The 15,587-nt window shown below is 59.2% G+C and carries 13 protein-coding genes; 4 read left to right on the forward strand and 9 right to left on the reverse strand.

Going from position 1 to position 15,587, the window contains the following annotated elements; genetic code table 11:
- Positions 1-103: 103 nt before the first annotated feature.
- From ACQRBV_RS09695 to phoB, 3 genes are all read right to left on the reverse strand, one after another.
- Complete coding sequence (locus ACQRBV_RS09695; RefSeq protein ID WP_060756650.1) at positions 104-1,444, reverse strand: hemolysin family protein; 1,341 nt, start codon at positions 1,442-1,444, stop codon at positions 104-106.
- A gap of 270 nt (positions 1,445-1,714) precedes the next feature.
- Positions 1,715-3,001 carry a phosphate regulon sensor histidine kinase PhoR gene (gene phoR, locus ACQRBV_RS09700; RefSeq protein WP_232965739.1) on the reverse strand — a complete coding sequence of 429 codons (1,287 nt, stop codon included), beginning with the start codon at positions 2,999-3,001 and terminating at the stop codon, positions 1,715-1,717.
- 80 nt (positions 3,002-3,081) lie between these two features.
- On the reverse strand, positions 3,082-3,771 hold the full coding sequence (gene phoB / locus ACQRBV_RS09705; protein ID WP_003176964.1) for a phosphate regulon transcriptional regulator PhoB: 690 nt from the start codon (positions 3,769-3,771) through the stop codon (positions 3,082-3,084).
- A gap of 153 nt (positions 3,772-3,924) precedes the next feature.
- Between phoB and ACQRBV_RS09710 the strand changes: the two genes are divergently transcribed.
- The gene (locus ACQRBV_RS09710) at positions 3,925-4,305 is read left to right on the forward strand and encodes a COG4315 family predicted lipoprotein (protein WP_411984909.1); all 381 of its coding nucleotides are present in this window, start codon (positions 3,925-3,927) and stop codon (positions 4,303-4,305) included.
- 32 nt (positions 4,306-4,337) lie between these two features.
- Here the strand turns inward: ACQRBV_RS09710 and ubiA are convergent, their stop codons facing one another.
- Both ubiA and ACQRBV_RS09720 read right to left on the reverse strand, forming a co-directional pair.
- Positions 4,338-5,228, reverse strand: a complete 891-nt coding sequence (ubiA, locus tag ACQRBV_RS09715) for a 4-hydroxybenzoate octaprenyltransferase (protein WP_090367925.1) — start codon at positions 5,226-5,228, stop codon at positions 4,338-4,340.
- Entirely contained in the window at positions 5,228-5,791 is a 564-nt protein-coding gene (locus ACQRBV_RS09720; RefSeq protein ID WP_411984910.1) for a chorismate--pyruvate lyase family protein, read from the reverse strand. Before ACQRBV_RS09720 ends, ubiA begins: the two co-directional genes overlap by 1 nt.
- Positions 5,792-5,986: 195 nt before the next feature.
- Between ACQRBV_RS09720 and ACQRBV_RS09725 the strand changes: the two genes are divergently transcribed.
- From ACQRBV_RS09725 to ACQRBV_RS09735, 3 genes are all read left to right on the forward strand, one after another.
- Entirely contained in the window at positions 5,987-6,154 is a 168-nt protein-coding gene (locus ACQRBV_RS09725; RefSeq protein WP_060756655.1) for a rubredoxin, read from the forward strand.
- A 37-nt stretch (positions 6,155-6,191) separates the two neighbouring features.
- Complete coding sequence (locus ACQRBV_RS09730; RefSeq protein WP_161548587.1) at positions 6,192-7,340, forward strand: NAD(P)/FAD-dependent oxidoreductase; 1,149 nt, start codon at positions 6,192-6,194, stop codon at positions 7,338-7,340.
- A 191-nt stretch (positions 7,341-7,531) separates the two neighbouring features.
- Entirely contained in the window at positions 7,532-7,807 is a 276-nt protein-coding gene (locus tag ACQRBV_RS09735; RefSeq protein WP_003213368.1) for an HU family DNA-binding protein, read from the forward strand.
- 403 nt (positions 7,808-8,210) lie between these two features.
- Here ACQRBV_RS09735 and ACQRBV_RS09740 read toward each other — a convergent pair whose 3' ends face one another.
- The 4 genes from ACQRBV_RS09740 to ACQRBV_RS09755 are packed head-to-tail and all read right to left on the reverse strand — an operon-like array spanning position 8,211 to position 15,570.
- Positions 8,211-8,780, reverse strand: coding sequence for an imm11 family protein (locus ACQRBV_RS09740; RefSeq protein WP_060756657.1), 570 nt, complete (start codon positions 8,778-8,780; stop codon positions 8,211-8,213).
- 1 nt (position 8,781) lies between these two features.
- Complete coding sequence (locus tag ACQRBV_RS09745) at positions 8,782-13,167, reverse strand: RHS repeat-associated core domain-containing protein (protein ID WP_411984911.1); 4,386 nt, start codon at positions 13,165-13,167, stop codon at positions 8,782-8,784.
- A 12-nt stretch (positions 13,168-13,179) separates the two neighbouring features.
- Complete coding sequence (locus ACQRBV_RS09750; protein ID WP_010207557.1) at positions 13,180-13,614, reverse strand: DcrB-related protein; 435 nt, start codon at positions 13,612-13,614, stop codon at positions 13,180-13,182.
- 15 nt (positions 13,615-13,629) lie between these two features.
- Entirely contained in the window at positions 13,630-15,570 is a 1,941-nt protein-coding gene (locus tag ACQRBV_RS09755; protein ID WP_411984912.1) for a type VI secretion system Vgr family protein, read from the reverse strand.
- Positions 15,571-15,587 lie beyond the last annotated feature (17 nt).

Here is a 15,587-nt window from a genome sequence, read left to right on the forward strand (position 1 = left end):
CGCTGAGTTTTCCCAGTTAAAATTGAGGTGCCTGGGTTTGGGGCGGCTTCGCCCCCCAGCGCGGGGCAAGCCCGCTCACTACAGGGTTTCTGGTGTGCAGGGGTTAATCCAGCAGCAGGACCTTGGCCAACACGATCTTCGGCCCCTTCATCTTCTTGATGATGATCCGCAAGCCTTCCACCTCCAGCACTTCTTCCTCTTCGGGCACCCGTTTCAGGGTGTCGTAGATCAGGCCGGCCAGGGTTTCGGCTTCGATGTGGTCCAGGTCCACACCCAGCAGGCGTTCCACCTTGAACAGCGGGGTATCGCCGCGCACCAGCAGTTTGCCGGGCTGATAGGCGAGAATGCCGCGTTCAGCCTTGCGGTGTTCGTCCTGGATATCGCCCACCAGCACTTCGAGCACGTCTTCCATGGTCAGGTAGCCGATGACTTTGCCGTCGGCTTCTTCCACCAGGGCAAAGTGTGCGGCGCCTTTGCGGAACTGCTCCAGCAACTGCGACAGCGGCATGTGCCGCGACACACGCTCCAGCGGCCGGGTCAGTTCGGCCAGGTTGAACGACTCGGGGATGTGGTCCAGGGCCGCCAACTCCAGCAGCAGGTCCTTGATGTGCAGCAGGCCGACAAATTCGTTGCGCACCGCGTCGTACACCGGGTAGCGGCTGAATTTGTGGCGGCGGAACAAAGCGAGGATTTCCTTGAGCGGGGCATTGAAGTCCAGGGTGACCATGTCTTCCCGGGAGTTGGCCCAGTCCACCACTTCCAGCTCGCCCATTTCCACGGCGGAGGCCAGTACCCGCATGCCTTGGTCGCTCGGGTCCTGGCCACGGCTGGAGTGCAGGATCAGCTTGAGTTCTTCGCGGCTGTAATGGTGCTCATGATGCGGGCCGGGCTCACCTTGGCCTGCAATGCGCAGGATGGCGTTGGCGCTGGCGTTGAGCAGGTAGATCGCCGGGTACATCGCCCAGTAGAACAGGTACAGCGGCACCGCCGTCCACAGCGACAGCAGCTCCGGTTTACGGATGGCCCAGGATTTGGGGGCCAGTTCGCCGACCACGATGTGCAGGTAGGAAATCACGAAGAAGGCGGCAAAGAACGATACGCCCTTGATCACCTCTGGCGATTGCACGCCTACGGCTTCCAGCAACGGCTCTAGGATATGTGCAAAGGCGGGCTCACCCACCCAGCCCAGGCCCAGGGAGGCGAGGGTGATACCCAGCTGGCAGGCCGACAGGTAAGCGTCGAGCTGGCTGTGCACGGTGCGCAGGATCTGCCCGCGCCAGCCGTTCTGGTGGGCGATGGCCTCGACCCGGGTGGCGCGCAGTTTGACCATGGCAAACTCCGCCGCAACGAAGAAGCCGTTGAGCAGTACCAGGATCAGTGCGAAAAGAATCATGCCGAAGTCGGCGAAGAGTGTAGCGAGGGTGATACCAGGGGAAGGGTCCATGATGGGGTTTTGCAGGTTCCGTGTGTTCAATAAGGGGTGGCAGGTGGGCCGCAAAGGCGCGTGCAAGTCGGCCAATGTAGCGGCTGGCGGGGCGCTTGCCTAGTGCCCACTGCCGGGTGGAGCCTGGAATGGCGCCTTCGAAACAGCACAATTGCAACTGTGGGAGGGGGCTTGCTCCCGATAGCCGTGAGTCAGTCGGTACATCTGAGGCTGATACACCGCTATCGGGAGCAAGCCCCCTCTCACATTGAGATTGGTGTCGGGTTTGAGTTATTCGTCATTTCCGACGAGCCGCGAGTGGGTCACCTGCGCTGGCGGGAAGTGGCAGGTGAAGGTGCTGCCATGCCCCAGCACACTGCTGATTTCCAGTCGTGCGCGGTGGCGCAGCAGCACATGTTTGACAATCGCCAGGCCCAGCCCGGTGCCGCCCGTGTTGGAGTTGCGGCTGGAGTCGACACGGTAGAAGCGTTCGGTCAGGCGCGGCAGGTGCTTGGCGTCGATGCCGATGCCGGAGTCCTGCACGCTCAAATGTGCGCCGTGTTCGTCGGCCCACCAGCGAATACGGATATTGCCTCCGTCCTGGGTGTACTTGACGGCATTGAACACCAGGTTGGAGAACGCACTGCGCAATTCGCCTTCGCTGCCTTTGAGCAGCACCAGCGGGTCGGCTTCCAGGGTGATTTGCTGGCCGCGCTCGCCGGACAGGGCCTGGGCATCATTCTTGATGGTCTTCAGCAGGCTTTGCACGGTGACCGGGTGGTTGTCCGACGGATAATCGGTCGCCTCAAGCTTGGCCAGCAACAGCAGGTCGTTGAGCAGGGTCTGCATGCGTGAACCTTGCTGCTGCATCTGCTGCAGGGCACGGTTCCAGCGTGGGTTGATCTCGTCGACATTGTCCAGCAACGTCTCCAGATAACCGCAGATCACCGTCAACGGCGTGCGCAGCTCATGGGAAACGTTAGCGACGAAGTCTTTGCGCATCTGTTCCAGCTGGTGGATGCGTGTCACGTCGCGCACCAGCATCAGGTGTTCGTTGTTGCCGTAGCGGGTCAAGTACAGCTGGATGCGTACGCGATCATTGGTGGGCGAGGGGATTTCCAGGGCTTCTTCGTAATTGTCCTGCTCAAAGTACTCCTTGAAGCGTGGATGACGCACCAGGTTGGTCACCGGCTGGCCGCTGTCCTGAGGCGTCTTGAGGCCCAGCAGGGTCTCGGCGGCGCGGTTCCACCACTCCAGGTTGCCATCGCTGTCGAGCATGATCACCGCGTCCTTGAGCGCGGCGGTGGATTCCTGCACCCGGTCGATCACCGCTTGCAGGCGCCCACGCACCCGTTGGTCGCGGCGTTGCAGGTGGTAGATGCTGTCGAACACCTCGCCCCACAGGCCATAGCCGTCGGGTGGTGCTTCATCGGGTTTGTGTTGGCGCAGCCATTCATGCAGGCGTAGCAGTTGTTTGAGGGTCCAGCCCAGGTACAAGGCCAGGCCGACGGCCAGGCTCCAGCCGTAATAGCCGCTGATCAGGCCTACCAGCAGGCAGCCGGTGATCAGCAAAAGCATGTGGCGGATCAGGGTGCCATGCCAGTTTTGGTTCACTTAAACATGCGTCCTTGTCAGCTGTTCAGGAAATTTGGCGCGGCTCAACCTTTGGTGGAAAACCGGTAGCCAGTGCCGCGCACGGTTTGTACCAGATTCTCGTAGGCATCGCCCAAGGCTTTGCGCAGGCGGCGGATATGCACGTCCACGGTACGTTCTTCCACATACACATTGCCGCCCCATACCTGGTCCAGCAATTGCCCACGGGTGTAGGCGCGTTCCTGGTGGGTCATGAAAAACTGCAGCAGGCGGTACTCGGTCGGGCCCATTTCGGCAGGCTTGCCGTCAATGGTCACGCGGTGACTAATCGGGTCCAGCAGCAGGCCGCCGACTTCAATCGGCGCTTCGCCATCGGTCGGGCCGGCGCGGCGCAGTACGGCCTTCAGGCGCGCGACCAGTTCCCGTGGGGAAAAGGGTTTGGTGATGTAGTCATCAGCGCCCACTTCCAGGCCCTGGATCTTGTTGTCTTCTTCGCCCTTGGCGGTGAGCATGATGATCGGGATATCCCCGGTCAGTTCATCCCGCTTGAGACGGCGGGCCAGCTCGATGCCGGAAGTGCCGGGCAGCATCCAGTCCAGCAGGATCAGGTCCGGCTTGCGGTCGACGATAATGGCATGGGCCTGCTGGGAATTTTCCGCCTCCAGACAGTCATAGCCGGCCATTTCCAACGCAACGGCGATCATCTCGCGGATGGGCGCTTCGTCGTCGACGATCAGAATGCTCCTGCCAACCATGCCTAAATCCTCTTGTCATTTAACTGTCTTGCGCCGCATTAGATAACGGAATTATTGCAGTCGTGTGACAGTAATTTAGTCGCTTGGGCAATTTGCGTCGCTCTGGGCTACGCTTTGGGACCGAATCCTGACAACCACAAAAGGAAGGTTCCGATGACTCAAAATACGTTTTCCTGGAAGGCCCTGCTGGTCACGGCGGCGTTGACGTTGCCGACGCTGGCATTTGCAATGGACCCGGCGATGACCAAGGATGGGGTATTGGTGGATCACAAGGGGATGACGCTGTACACCTTTGCCAAGGATGCAGATGGTAAATCCATGTGCAATGACAAATGCGCCGCCAACTGGCCGCCATTGATGGCTGAGTCCACCGACAAGCCTACGGGCAAGTGGACTGTGATCACCCGCGATGATCAAAAGAGCCAATGGGCCTATGCCGGCAAACCTCTCTACACCTTTGTGATGGACAAGAAGGCCGGAGACATGACCGGAGAAGGTAAAATGGACGGGGCCTGGAAGGTTGCCAAGCCTTAAGCCTACCCACTAAAGATGAGGGGCCTGGCCCCTCATCGAAACGCATAGTCGGCCACAATCCCGACAAATATCGCCAACCCGGCCCAGTGGTTGTGCAGGAACGCCTTGAAGCACTTCATCCGGTCCCTGTCCCGGGTGTACCAGAACTCCCACGCAAAACAGCCCGCCGCCGCCAGCAAGCCCAGATGGAACCAGCCCCCCAACTCGAACCTGGCGCCTGCCAGCAACAGGCAAGCCAGCGACAGGCCCTGCAATGTGAGGATGATCACGCGGTCGGCATCGCCAAACAGGATGGCCGTGGACTTCACGCCAATCTTCAAGTCATCGTCGCGGTCGGTCATGGCGTAATAAGTGTCGTAACCCACCGTCCACAGCAGGTTGGCGATGTACAGCAGCCATGCAGTGGCGGGCAGGTGGCCGGTCTCGGCGGTGAACGCCATCGGCATACCCCAGGAAAACGCCGCGCCCAGCACCACTTGCGGGTAATAGGTGTAGCGCTTCATGAACGGATAGCTGACCGCCAGTGCCAGGCCGCCCAGCGACAACCAGATGGTTGTAGCGTTGGTCAGCAGCACCAGCAGGAAGCTGATCAGCATCAGGACCGCAAAGAACACCAGGGCCTCTTTTGAACGGATCTTGCCGCTGGCCAACGGACGTTGCGCGGTGCGCTTCACATGGCCGTCGACCTTGCGGTCCGCCCAGTCATTGATGACGCAACCGGCAGCGCGAGTCAGGGTCACGCCAAGCACAAAAATCACGATGTTGGCCAGGGACGGCGAGCCCTTGCCGGCGATCCACAATGCCCACAGCGTCGGCCACAGCAGCAGGTAAATGCCGATGGGCTTGTCCATGCGGGTCAACTGAATGAAATCCCAGGCCCTGGGGTTCAGGTGGTTCAAGGATTTGAGCAGACGTTGGTACATCAGCAGTTCTCCGGATGGTCATGCAGCGCATGCCAGAAGCTGGGCAGGAAGACTTCCGCGACCAGCACGCTCAAAGGTCCGCGATCGAAGCGCGAGCGGCGGCCCCAAAGGCCATCGGCCTGATCCGCAGTCGGCAGCCACTGCCTGGGGTAGTGGCACACCTCAATGGCCTGACGGACGAAAGCGTGGTCGCAGAACAGTAATTCCCCCAGCGAGCGGCTGCCCAGCTCATCCATATGCAGGCCGTCACCTTGCAGGGCACTGCGCGCCGCCACGCTACGGGCGAACACCCACGGCTGACCATGACCGCGCAGATACACCTCGCGCACCCAGCCGACAGTAGCGGCCGGCAAGCCCAGCGCCACGCATTCATCAACACGCAATGGCTGCCAGCCCTCGAACAACGGCGTCACGCTGAAACCGTCGTTGGACAGCCGCGTCAGCCGCCGCGTCAGCGAATCTTCATTGAACAGCCAGTTGAGGGTCAGGGGCGCGGGCACTGGGCTCAGAAGGCTCTGGGGCAGCCATTGGCAAGCATCGGAAGGGGCGATTGAGTGCGGCACGGTGGGTCAGTATTGGCAGCAAAAGAGGCGGCGAGCTTACCATGGCGTCCTGCACTTTTGCCGGGGTGAACCGGCCCCATGCGTCGATCATGCTTGCATCTGCCGGCCCCGATCAGTACAAAACGCCCTGAGCCGCACGGCAACGTGGGTCTATCGACCGTCGGCCAAGATGCCTGGACCCTGAGGAAGCAAGTGATGAAGAAGTGGCAATGTATAGTTTGCGGCCTGATTTATGATGAAAAAGACGGCTGGCCGGATGACGGAATTGTGCCGGGTACCCGTTGGGAAGATGTCCCGGAAGACTGGCTGTGCCCAGACTGTGGCGTAGGCAAAATGGATTTCGAAATGATCGAGATCGGTTAATTCTCAGTTTCAAGAAACCTACTGCAAGGAGAAGGGAATGAACGCACCTGTCGTGATCATCGGCACAGGATTGGCCGGTTACAACGTGGCCCGGGAGTTTCGCAAGCTCGACAGCGAGACCCCATTGCTGCTGATCACTGCGGATGACGGGCGCTCCTACTCCAAGCCCATGCTCTCCACCGGCTTTGGCAAGAACAAGGAAGCCGATGGCCTGAGCATGGCTGAACCCGGCGCCATGGCCGAGCAACTCAAGGCCGAGGTGCGTACCCACACCCGCGTCAGCGGCATCGATCCGGGCCACCGGCGGCTGTGGATCGGCGAGGAAGCGGTAGCGTATCGCGACTTGATCCTGGCCTGGGGCGCAGAGACGGTGCGGGTGCCGGTAGAAGGCGATGCGGCTGAGCTGATTTTCCCGATCAACGACCTTGAAGACTACGCACGCTTTCGCGCCGCAGCCGCCGGCAAGCGCCGTGTGTTGCTGTTGGGCGCCGGTCTGATCGGCTGCGAATTCGCCAATGACCTGATCCTCGGCGGCTATGAAATCGACCTGGTGGCGCCGTGTGAACAAGTCATGCCGACCCTGTTGCACCCGGCGGCGGCCGCAGCGGTGCAGGCTGGGCTGGAAGGTCTCGGCGCACGCTTCCACCTGGGCCCGGTGCTCAACCGCTTGCAGCGCACGGCAGATGGCCTGCAGGCTCATCTGTCGGACGGGGAAGTGATTCACTGCGACCTGGTGGTTTCGGCCGTCGGCCTGCGCCCGCGTGTCGACCTGGCCGCCGCCGCCGGCTTGCAGACCAACCGCGGGATCATGGTCGATCGCTATCTCAAGACCTCTCACGCCAACATCTATGCCCTGGGCGACTGCGCCGAGGTCGATGGGCTGAACCTGCTGTACGTGATGCCGTTGATGAGCTGCGCCCGCGCCCTGGCCCAGACCCTGGCCGGTAACGCCACCGCTGTCAGCTACGGGCCGATGCCGATCACCGTGAAAACCCCGATCTGTCCGTTGGTGGTGTCACCTCCGCCAAGGGGCACGGAAGGCGTGTGGAACGTTGAAGGCCAGGGTGCCGACATCAAGGCATTGTGCCGCGACGCCGACGGCCGCCTGCTGGGTTACGCGCTGACCGGCAGCGCCGTCATGGAAAAACTGGCCCTCAATAAAGAGCTTCCGCCGTTGTTGGCGTAAATAGCGGTCGTTCTGTCGGAATCAGCACGTTCCTACCCTCAGAAAGGTCGTCGCGAGGCTGGCGGAGCGTGCGAGGGCATGCCATCCTCACTCCCGTCTGCCGCAGAGTAGAGCCTGCGGCGCCTTGGGCGCTGCTCCGTAAGAGAGCAGCACGGACATAACAACAAAAAACCGTCAAAGAGGCTTCACATATGCGTAAACCAGAACTCGCAGCCGCCATCGCTGAAAAAGCGGATCTCACCAAAGAACAGGCCAACCGCGTCCTCAACGCCGTTCTCGAAGAAATCACCGGCGCCCTGCACCGCAAGGACAGCGTCACCCTGGTTGGTTTCGGCACCTTCCTGCAACGCCACCGCGGCGCCCGCACTGGCAAAAATCCACAGACCGGCGAGCCGGTGAAAATCAAGGCGAGCAACACCGTTGCGTTCAAGCCGGGTAAGTCGCTCAAAGACAGCGTCAACCCGTAATCGCGAGGCCGTCTGAAGGGAGGCGGGTTGGTAAGAAAATGGGCACGTCGACTGGGTCGGGTGCCCATTTTTTGTGTGACTGACGACTGACTCGGCTTCAGATCAGCCTCATCCGTAGAAGTAATCCATAAACGTCCGAAGTTTTCTTCAATCGGTAGAGAGTGACGTTCGTCGTAAGAAATTTCACGAGTTTGCTGAAATCTCATCGTTATTGTTGGAGATGTCAAAATTTAGTTTTCAAATTGTTATCAAGCGCGGTTGTGTTGTTTCATCAATGAAAGTCTATTTTTCGAATCAATAAATAGGGGGCGGATTTATTTAAGTTAATTGAATAAATAGTCCCCTTCAGTGCAGGCTTTGCTTTTATGCCTTTTTTGAGGTGTGACTAAGTCTTCTGTTCTGCTCAGACTTGAATACCTTTGGAGCAGTCTATGAATCGAAGCCCCTTAAGCTGGGCCGCTTCGCACTGTTGCTTGAAGTGCTGGGAAACAAAAATGCGTTGTGAACTTTCCTTGGCCCTTACGATATGGTGATTGCCTAAGGTAGCAGGTGGCAGACTTTGAAGGGTGGTGAATTTCAGCGGGCCATCAGGCATAAAGCTGAACATGGGACCATGCTGAGAGTTATCCAAATCAATACAAGGTAGTGTCTGGATCACATTGAATACATAGTAAGCGTCCAGCTTTTCTTCTTTCAGGTAAACATTAGCAGGAAAAAGCTGGACGTCTTTGGGGAATTCACGCAATACGTTGGCCATTGCCTCGCTTACGAATTCAAGCGTGTCACTTTGAAGGAGGTCGAAAGACAATAAACGAGGTTTGCTGATTTTTTTATTGTTTCTAAAGGTCGGGGTAGTGGGGATTAATGATTGTTCTTCTCCACTAATAAATAATAGGTGGTCAGGAGAGGTTTTCTGGTCATATTTGAACCAGTAAATTTCCGAGTAGTTTTCACTGATTTCTAATAGGTACATATTATTTCCCGCAGCGACCTGCTTGAGTTGAATTTTTATTCAGTCGGGTACGCCCATTGCGTAATCCTGACCTTTGAGAGCTGACAACCTCCCGCACCGCTTGCGCGTACTGAGCTTTTTTCCATTTTCCGGCCTTGCCAGCAATGGATATTTCATTGAGTTGTGCGCGAACAGCTTTGTTGTAACCCGGATGCGAGCCTTTGTGAATAGTTCGATATTCGTGCTTGCCCGCTTCACTAGGCAAGTAAATGATGTTGGAAGTTTTGTGTATGTCGAATCCGGCTTTTTTCAGAGCAGGATGATCAGCCAGCGATTGAGGAATAATATGGTGTTTCTGGAATCCATCGATTCCAGGCATATTTTTGTAGTTCCAATTAAACAGTCCCCATGGATCAACCCAAGTAATTGGATTTGGCGCGTATTGGTATAGGTTGATGCCGCCCAGTAAGCTAATCGGGTCTGGCGTCGTGAATCTCCCTATCTCGGGATCGTAGAAACGTAGAGTGTTGTAATGCAGCCCCGTCTCCCGATCCAGATACTGCCCCTGAAACCGCAGGTTCTGCTCTTCGATGTAATACGGCTCACGCACTTCCTCAACGGTATTGCCCCACACCTGATACGTAGCGCGCCAGACGTTATGCCCGTCGGCCTCGGTCAGTTGCTCGGGCAATCCGTTCAGGTCGTTGTGGTAATAGCGAATCTTCTGCAACGGACCCACACCGTCGACGCGGGCAATAGGTTCATAGCCATCATCTTCGTAAACATAGACGCTGGTCTGGCTGTGTTTATGCTCCTGCAACAATCGCAGGCCGTTCCATGTGAACCGAGACTCGCCCAGTGGATATCCATCACTGCCATGCTCAGTTTTTCCGATGCGTCGGCCCAGTGGATCGTAGGTCATTCGCACTACGCTGCCGTCGTCGTTACGCACTTCAACCAACCGACTTTCAGCGTCATACGCAAATCGCTGCACACCTCGTTTGGCACTGCGTTTTTCAATCGTGCGGCCAAAGGCGTCGTAGCGATAACGCTTGTCCTGATAAGTCAGCAGCTTGTTATGCACCACCAACCCGGCACCCGCCTGCGGGCCGTCCAGCAGGTTGGCGGCGGCGTCGTAAGCGAAGGTTTCACGTTGGCCGTGCAGGCTGTCCTGGCTGGCGATGATGCGGCCGGTGGCGTCGTAGTGCAGCAGTTGGCGATGTTGCGCGGCGGGTTGTTGGTCGAGTTTGCCGATCAGGTTGTCGGCGGGGTCGTACTCGAACTGCTTTTGCGCCGCTGCCGGCATCAATGAGGGTTGGCTGGCGAGACGGCGTTGGCGTGAACGCAGGCGGCCGCTGCGGTCGTATTCGCTGCGGGTACTGAGCTGGCCTTGGGTACGCAGCACTTCGCGGTGCAGGCGGTCGCGTTCGAAGTCGCTGATGACCTGGCCGTCGAGGTTGATCTGGTGCAGGTGGCCGCTGCCGTAGTACAGGCGGTTGAGCCAGCGGCCATCCGGCAACTGAGTCTGGATCAGGTTGCCCAGTTCGTCGTAGTGGTGTTGCAGGGCACCTGCAGCGCTGTGTTCAGCAGTCAACTGGCCAAGGGCGTCGTAGGCGAAGCCCAGCGCCTGGGCATTGCCTTGCAGGTCGGTGAAGATTACAGCGGTGAGCTGATCCACCGCGTCGTAGCTGTAATCGGTGCGACCATCGTCGGTGGTTTTGGCCACCAGTCGACCGACCGCATCGCGTTCCAGTTGATGCACGATAGGATCGGGTGGCGTGTCGGGTACCAACGCCAGGCCATTGCCGTAAGGCGCGGGTACAGCTGTCACCGTCGTGATGTTATCCAACGCATCGTAGTCGTAGCGCTTGGCGCTGCCATCGAGGTCTTGCTGCTCGACCAAACGGTCGCCGGCATCCCACGCGAAGCGATAACGCTCGCCGTTCTCGTTGATCAACGCTTGCAGCCGCCCATAACTGTCATAGTCGAACTGCACCTGCCGGCCATGGGCGTCGGTGCGCTGGCGTACTTGCCCGCGACGGTTGTGCTGATACAGCGTGGTGTAACCGGCCGGGTCGGTGTAACCGACCAGTTGCCCACTTGCATCGCGTTGGTACTGCTCGGTACGGCCGTCCGGCAATTGAGTGGTGAGCAACCGCCCCTGGGCGTCGTAGCTGAATTGAGTGCGCTCACCGAGCGCATCGATAATGACCTGCAGATAACCGCGCTCGTCGTAGCTGAACCGCGTCGGATAACCCGAACAATCAATATGCTCGACCAGTTGTCCGAACGGGTTCCAGCGCAGCTTTTTGCTTTTGCCGGTGGCGTCGATGATTTCCACGACCTGTCCGTGGGCGTCGTATCGGTAGCGAGTGATGTTGCCCAGTGGGTCGGTCTCGGCGATACAGTTACCGCGCGGATCGTAGCGGTACTGCCAACTGTTGTCGGCGGCATCGGTCTCCACCAGCGGCAACGCCCAGTGTTCCAGCCACAGGGTCGAGTCGCTGCGGCCCAATGGGTCGGTTTCGCCGATCAGGTTGCCGGCCTCATCGTAGCTGTATTCGAAGCGCCCACCCTGAGGGTCAGTGGCGCTGAGCAACTGGCGTTCATCATTCCACTCGAACAGCCAGGTGTGGTTGAGGTTGTCGCTGTACAGAATGATCTGGTGTTGACTGTTCCAGTGCCGGGTACTGACGCGTTGTAAGCCATCGGTGATGCGGGTGATACCGGCCTGCAAGTCATAGTCGAACTGGTAAGCGTCGCCCTCATCGGTCCAATGTCGCACCACACGCCATTCCAGATCTTCAACCAAAGCCCACTCATAGAAGCAGCGCAATCCGGTGGGCAGTTGATGTTCCACCATTCGGCGGCCACTGTCGTAAGCGAAACGCCGCTGAACCTGGCCGGTGGCACCACGCACTTCGGCGAGGTTTCCCTGCGCGTCGAAGTTATAGCTGACGAGCGTTTCGCGGCGCTGATCGGGGTATAGGCGTTCGATCCGTACCAGGAAGCCTTGATCGCGGATCAACTCAACCTGCACCAGATCGAACGTATCGCGCAGCCTTACCAGATGGCCGGCTTCGTCGTAGTCGACATGGATGCGGTTGTCATTGCGGTCGCCGAGTTGGCTAAGACGCAGTAATGATGGGTTGGCAGAGGGTTCAAATAAGCGATACAGCCCATCATCGCTTTCGATCAACAACTGCCCGTTGAGGTGGCGTCGCACCGCGAGCCCTTCACCGGCACTGAACACTGCACCGCCTAAAGGAATGGAGCCCATGTCGATGGACCGACCTTGCTCATCGGTATAAATCAGCGTCTCACCGCCCTCCGGATGGGGCCGGATCTCGACGCACACTTCATAAGTCACGCTCCAGCCTTTCCCGAACAGTGTGCCAGGGCGTTCATCGCGGCTGTTGTAGAAGCGCTGCCAGTCGATTGGCAGAATGCCGGGCAGTACGAAGTCCAGCTCCTCGACGTCGCCCAGCACCTTCGCGCCTGTCGCCGCATGCACCGGGTTCGACGAGCCCAGCGCCGCGTTGGCCAGCGCGCCCATCGCACTGCTGACGGCCATCGAGGTCGCCCCACCAATCAACATGCACGGCAACTTGCTGAAGAACTTGCCCTTGCCGCCCTTGAGCATCAGCAGCGCCGTCACCGCCAGCCCGACGCCCGGGGTCTTGCCGCTGCGAATTTCACGCACCACTACCGAGCCGCCGCCAATGGTGACATTGGAGGAAATCAGCCCCGATGACACCACTGTCGCATCGCAGGTACTACGGTCACCACTGCGCACCGCCGGTTGACCGTTGACCGTGACCTTTTCCGAGCCCTCGGCCAGAAACTGTGGCGGCATCGGCGGATGCTTCATGCACACGACCATGTCCAACGGCTTGGGCACGGCGCCCGGCGCGGGCGTCGCGACCGTAGGGCGCCACATCTGCGAGAAGAAACTCTCGGCCATATCCAGGTAACTGGGGTCGGGTTCAGGCTTGGTTTCTTCCAGCTCGGTGCCAGCCGGCGCGACATGGGAGCTGATCGCCCCGGCGGCGCGGGCAGCGGGGATATTGTTGGTGAGGGTGTTGGTGGACCCGGTGAGAATGTTTGCCTGTACCGTGGGCGGAAACAATGCGTTGCTAAAGGCATCGCATAACTTCGTCAGGCCCTTATCGGCCCCACTCTTGCTCATGGCAAGGCCGACAATCGTGCCTACTACCGCACCCAGCAGGAAGCAGCCGAGCCCGCCGGTGACCACGGTAATACCGGTGGCGGCCACCACGGCAGCGGTCGCCACAGCGGTGATCGCGATATTGGCCGCCACTTCCAGCACACCGCCAAGGATGTCCGCCATCATCGAAGTGTGGGACAGCGCATCGCCCATCCGGGCCGCCCATAACGCGTCAGACATTCAAGTTGCTCATCAGGAAATAGCGTCGAACGACAGCGAGTTTTTGATCAATGCCCAATGCGCCGCTTCGGCATCCCCTAGCTTGTCGGCCTTCACGTAACTCAAGGCGAGCATCTTGCGCGTACCCGGCAGCACCAGCGCCAGTTGGTACTGGAACACCTTGTCATTGCCCTTGTTGAACTGGCTGCGCAGCTCGATGCCTTCCACCTCTTGGGCGGCACCCAAACGCACGTCGACACCAGGTTGATAGCGCAAGTCCTGTACCTGTTTTTCCAGGCGCTGGAGTTGGTCATTGAAATTGCTGTGCAAGGTTTCACCCTCGGCCAGCAGGCTACGGCTGACGATCAGGGAGGTCCCCAATTCAGGGAACTTGAGGATATTGATCGTCGCGTCCTGCAACTCACTGGCAGGCAGTTGAAACTGGAATTCGTTGATACGGTACGTCATGGCAAACAGGTCTCGTCAGGAGCTTTTAGGCGTGGGGAACGCGGCTTTGATATTGGCGTCGATGCTGGCTTTTACGCCCTGACCATCAGGCGTCGCCCCGGCGCCACCGCCGTTGTTCAGGTGCAGCACGCCGCCGGTGTTGAACTCTGCGTCGCCACTGGCGTAGAAGCTGATTTGCACGCCGGTCAGGTTGATCTGCCCGCTGGCGTTCAATTCCAGGATGCTTTCACCGCAGACCAGGCGCAGGTTTTCGCCCACTTCGATGACGTAGCTCTGGCTGATGCTGTCGGTCTTGCGCTGGCCGACCGAGAGGATGTCCTCTTGCTTGACGATGCGCAGGCGGTTATTGCCGATGGTCACCGTCTCGTTGTGGCCGATGCTTTTATTGCGGTCATGCCCCACCGAATGGCTCTCATCCACCTCCACCACGATGTCTTGATTGCGCTCGGCATGGATATACAACTGCTCCAGCCCCTTCTTGTCCTCCATGCGGATTTCATTGAAGTTGGCCGGCGTGCCGCCCTTGCTCGAACGACTCTTCATGCCGCTCTGAGTGGCATTTTCCGGTAGGTCGTAGGGCACCGTCTGCTCGGCGTTGTAGACCCTTCCGGTGATGATCGGTCGGTCGGGGTCACCCTCCAGAAAGCTCACAATCACCTCTTGGCCGATCCGTGGAATCTGCATCGAGCCCCAGTTCTTGCCGGCCCAGGACTGTGACACACGAATCCAGCACGAGCTGTTTTCGTTGGATTGGTCATGACGGTCCCAGTAGAAGTGCACCTTCACGCGGCCGTACTGGTCGGTCCAGATCTCCTCGCCTTTGGGGCCGACCACCAATGCGGTCTGCGGGCCTTTGACGATGGGCCGATGGGTGTTGGCCATTGGGCGGAAACTTTGCTGGGCGTCGATGCAGGTCAGGCTGCTTTCGAACTGCGCCGAGCCTGAACCGCCGCCGCTTTCCAGACTTTCCTGATTGATGTAATAGCGGCAACCCACGATCAGGTATTCGCGGTTCTGGTCCTGGCGGCTGAAGCCGGTGAGGCTGAACAGGTGGCCCGAACCCAGGCCCCGCGCATTGCCGGCAAACTCGATCTGCTCGTGCAGGGTTTGCAGGGCTTCGATGCGGGTGCGTGCATAGTGTTCGCCGTCTTCGCTTTGCACGTAGGTGCCGGGGTAGTCGTACAGGGGGTAGTCGCCGGCGGTGTGCGGACGTGGCATCGCCGAGCGCACGTCGATACGGGCGCTGGGGCGCTGGAAGTCGTAGTCGTTGAGTTCCAGCGAGCCCGGCTGCACTTCCTGCGCCAGATGCCAGTTGTGCATATGGTCGCGTTCGCGCTGTTGTTCGTCCTTGGGGTAATACGGCACCGAGGCGTAGCCGGGCACCGTGGTGTGGGCGCCATAGGCGTCGGCCAAGACCAGCACATGGCGGTCCTGCTCGTGGCGGAAGAAGTAGTAGATACCTTCCTGTTCCATCAAGCGGCTGACGAAATCGAAGCTGGTCTCGCGGTACTGCACGCAGTATTCCCACTCACGGTACGGCCGGCTCAGGGCGTCCTCGAAATCGGAAAAACCCAGGTCGCGAAACACCTGCTTGATGATCTGCGGGATGCTCAGGTTCTGGAAAATCCGGCAGTCCGACGTACGGCTGAGCAGCCACAGCCACGGGCGCAGCGTCACCTGGTAACTGGCGAACTGGCCCTGGTCGATGTTCTGGCTGCAACGGGCAACGATGCCGTGGAAGTGTCGTTCGCCACCATCGGCCAGTTGCAGGCCCACGCTCATCGGCTTGCCGAGCAACTGGTTAAGGTCGATGTTGGCGTCCAGCGACGTCAGTTGCAGCTCGTAGTTGAACAGCCTGCCCAGCTCTTCGCCGCCGCCCATTTCATTGAGCAGCAGCACATCCGGCCCGAGGGGGCTGGTGATCTTGGCCAGGCGTGAGGCTTGGTTAAAAAGCATCGGTAGTCCCGTAAATA

Origin of the sequence: Pseudomonas sp. R11F, assembly GCF_050312575.1 — a bacterium.
In the GTDB taxonomy this organism is placed as follows: domain Bacteria; phylum Pseudomonadota; class Gammaproteobacteria; order Pseudomonadales; family Pseudomonadaceae; genus Aquipseudomonas; species Aquipseudomonas palleroniana.

What these genes read in the sequence shown, in the direction of transcription:
- ACQRBV_RS09745 (WP_411984911.1), bottom strand. Translation starts at nt 13,167, where the DNA reads ATGTCTGACGCGTTATGGGCGGCCCGGATGGGCGATGCGCTGTCCCAC.
- phoR (WP_232965739.1), bottom strand. Translation starts at nt 3,001, where the DNA reads ATGCTTTTGCTGATCACCGGCTGCCTGCTGGTAGGCCTGATCAGCGGC.
- ACQRBV_RS09755 (WP_411984912.1), bottom strand. Translation starts at nt 15,570, where the DNA reads ATGCTTTTTAACCAAGCCTCACGCCTGGCCAAGATCACCAGCCCCCTC.
- ACQRBV_RS09710 (WP_411984909.1), top strand. Translation starts at nt 3,925, where the DNA reads ATGACTCAAAATACGTTTTCCTGGAAGGCCCTGCTGGTCACGGCGGCG.
- ACQRBV_RS09735 (WP_003213368.1), top strand. Translation starts at nt 7,532, where the DNA reads ATGCGTAAACCAGAACTCGCAGCCGCCATCGCTGAAAAAGCGGATCTC.
- ACQRBV_RS09740 (WP_060756657.1), bottom strand. Translation starts at nt 8,780, where the DNA reads ATGTACCTATTAGAAATCAGTGAAAACTACTCGGAAATTTACTGGTTC.
- ACQRBV_RS09725 (WP_060756655.1), top strand. Translation starts at nt 5,987, where the DNA reads ATGAAGAAGTGGCAATGTATAGTTTGCGGCCTGATTTATGATGAAAAA.
- ACQRBV_RS09730 (WP_161548587.1), top strand. Translation starts at nt 6,192, where the DNA reads ATGAACGCACCTGTCGTGATCATCGGCACAGGATTGGCCGGTTACAAC.
- phoB (WP_003176964.1), bottom strand. Translation starts at nt 3,771, where the DNA reads ATGGTTGGCAGGAGCATTCTGATCGTCGACGACGAAGCGCCCATCCGC.
- ACQRBV_RS09695 (WP_060756650.1), bottom strand. Translation starts at nt 1,444, where the DNA reads ATGGACCCTTCCCCTGGTATCACCCTCGCTACACTCTTCGCCGACTTC.
- ACQRBV_RS09750 (WP_010207557.1), bottom strand. Translation starts at nt 13,614, where the DNA reads ATGACGTACCGTATCAACGAATTCCAGTTTCAACTGCCTGCCAGTGAG.
- ubiA (WP_090367925.1), bottom strand. Translation starts at nt 5,228, where the DNA reads ATGTACCAACGTCTGCTCAAATCCTTGAACCACCTGAACCCCAGGGCC.